Source organism: Planktothrix sp. FACHB-1355 (genome assembly GCF_014748295.1).
Classification (GTDB): Bacteria; Cyanobacteriota; Cyanobacteriia; order Cyanobacteriales; family Aerosakkonemataceae; genus Aerosakkonema; species Aerosakkonema funiforme_A.
In genome coordinates this window covers 1-2,331 of record NZ_JACJUP010001113.1, presented here as the reverse complement: position 1 = coordinate 2,331, position 2,331 = coordinate 1, and the positions used below count along the sequence as shown (strand labels likewise).

Here is a 2,331-nt window from a genome sequence, read left to right as displayed (position 1 = left end):
ATAAGCCTCCATCATGTAGGTTTGAGCAATTTTTGTTTTGCCCCAATCAAGATAAAATTTGGCAGCAAGTTCGTTAGCTAAGGCTTCTTCGTTGAGGAATTGGTTAGTTTTGGCAATGGTAATAGCTTGTTCGTAATGCTCCATTGCCGCTAATTTATCACCCGCAACTCGCAATTTTTCTGCTTCTACTAAATGCCATTTGTGTAAATAATTTATGGGAGCATCTTGCGCCCACTGGTAAAGAGTTTGTTGATGGCTTTCGACTTTAGCAAGAATTTCGGTTGTTTCTGCTGGGCTGGAAACAAGTGCTAGATTAGTGAGGGCGGTATAGAAATGGAATATAGGAACAAAAGGCATTCCTGATACTGCCATTAAATAGGACTGGACTTGGGTGATATAGTCAAGGGCAGCGTGATAATTTCCAAAAAAGTAGGCAAGCGATAGTTTATAGCTATAAACAAACGCAAGTGCAGTCAGATCCCGATCCTGCTTGTGCTTTGGTAACATCACTGTTTCATCGTAGAAAATACCCATTAAGCAGTCTGGTTGGCTCACTGTTTCTTGAAATTGCTCTACTGTTTGCTGTACCATCTGCAAATAAGTTAGTGCTGAATCTTGTTTCACCTGAACGAGAGCAGCATTGTAAGCAGGTAATTCCGCCGCCAAGCTATGCAATTCTACACCAGCGAATAACCCCGTTAAGGCATACCCTTCTATGCTGTAGCCAGCGTAGAGAAAATCACCGTTTTCCATTCCCGCCATGTAGCTTTCTTTCATGGTTAGCTGGGCGACTAAAAGTGATTGTCGGTGATGTTGTATAAAACCTCCAAACAGGTTGAGAGTGACACATTTCATCCTCCGATCGTTCAACTTTTCCAGCAAGGAGAGGGATAATTTACCAAACTCATAACCGATTTCAACTTCGCCAAAAAAGGCACACATCACCATCCCATGAATTGCATAGCCAGGGATTGAGGCGGAAGTATTGCCAAACTCCAGCGATAAGCGTACCATCGTCGCGCCGAGAATGGGCATTAAACCAGGTTGTCCCAGTAACACTGGTGGGAACAACATACTTAATATCTGGATTGCAGCTTGAGCTTGAGGTTCGCTCATCAGGGGTAAGTCAATCAGTGTGGCAATTTCTCGTTCTTGGAGTTGCTGTTTCACTGCTGCTAAAGCTTTGCCAATCTGAGTTTCGTCTACTTGGCTGGGTAATTCTACTCCCAATTGGGCTAGAGCTTCTCTGCCGACTGCGATCGCTGCTAATATTTGGCTACCAGCTGTTAGTGCGGCAATTTGAATTTCGTAGATTTTAACTTTGTCAAGAACAGTCTGTGCCTGCTGCAATACCAATGCCGCAAGTTGTTCCATACCGTCAAAATCACCATTCAAATAACTGGCTTCCGTTGCAGCTATATACAAATTCAAAGTTAATTCATACTGACTTTGCCAACAATTAATCTCTAGTAAATCCATGCCAGTATGAAAATACTCTCTAGCGGCAGTATAAGCAGTGGAATGTCGGGCTTTATTCCCAGCTTTCAAGTTGAGTTTTGCTAAAACTGCTCGTTCCTGTGGTTGATTAATTAATGCTTGTCCTTGATTCAAATGTCCCACAATATCAAACAGTTTTTCTTCTCGTTCTCCGGCAGAAGAATTTTGCAGAAGTAACTGCCCAATTTTGAGATGTGTGACTTGCTTTTCGTCGTCAGGAATCAGGGAATAAGAGGCTTGTTGAACTCGATCGTGTAAAAAGCGATAAACTGGATTAGCTGCTGCATAAGAACCAGATATATCTTCAGATTGAACAAAAAATTTATAAATTTCTGTATTCGGAATAATCAGCCCTTCTTGCAATGCTTTCCATAAATTTGCTGCTGTTGTTTCTGGTGTTTGTTCGGAAATAATCGCCAATGTTTGCAGATCGAACTGCGCCCCAACACAAGCTGCTAACTTGAGAATATTTTGAGTTGGCTGTGGTAATTTCTGCAATTGTATGGACATGAATTTTACCACATCATCAGTAATTGCTAAAGCTTTTATTTGAGCAATATCGCACTGCCAATGGCGAGATGCAAAGTCAAACGCGATCAGATGTTCATTATTTAATGCTTTAAGAAACTGGGTAGCAAAAAAAGGATTACCTTGAGTTTTTTGATAAATTAATGTTGTCAAAGGTTGAGCCAGCGATGACTCACAATTCAGCGTATCTGTAACTAACTGATTGAGATTAATTTCGCTTAATGCTTGGAGGATAATTTTATTGACTACTGCGCCAGCTTTTTCTAACTCATCTACAGTCAAGATGAAGGGGTGAGTTGGTGATAC

General features: G+C 41.3%; 1 pseudogene. It reads right to left on the bottom strand.

Features of this window, described 5'->3' with window-relative positions:
• Nucleotides 1–2,331 (bottom strand): annotated as a pseudogene (locus H6S82_RS29625) (serine/threonine protein kinase); the annotation flags it as partial.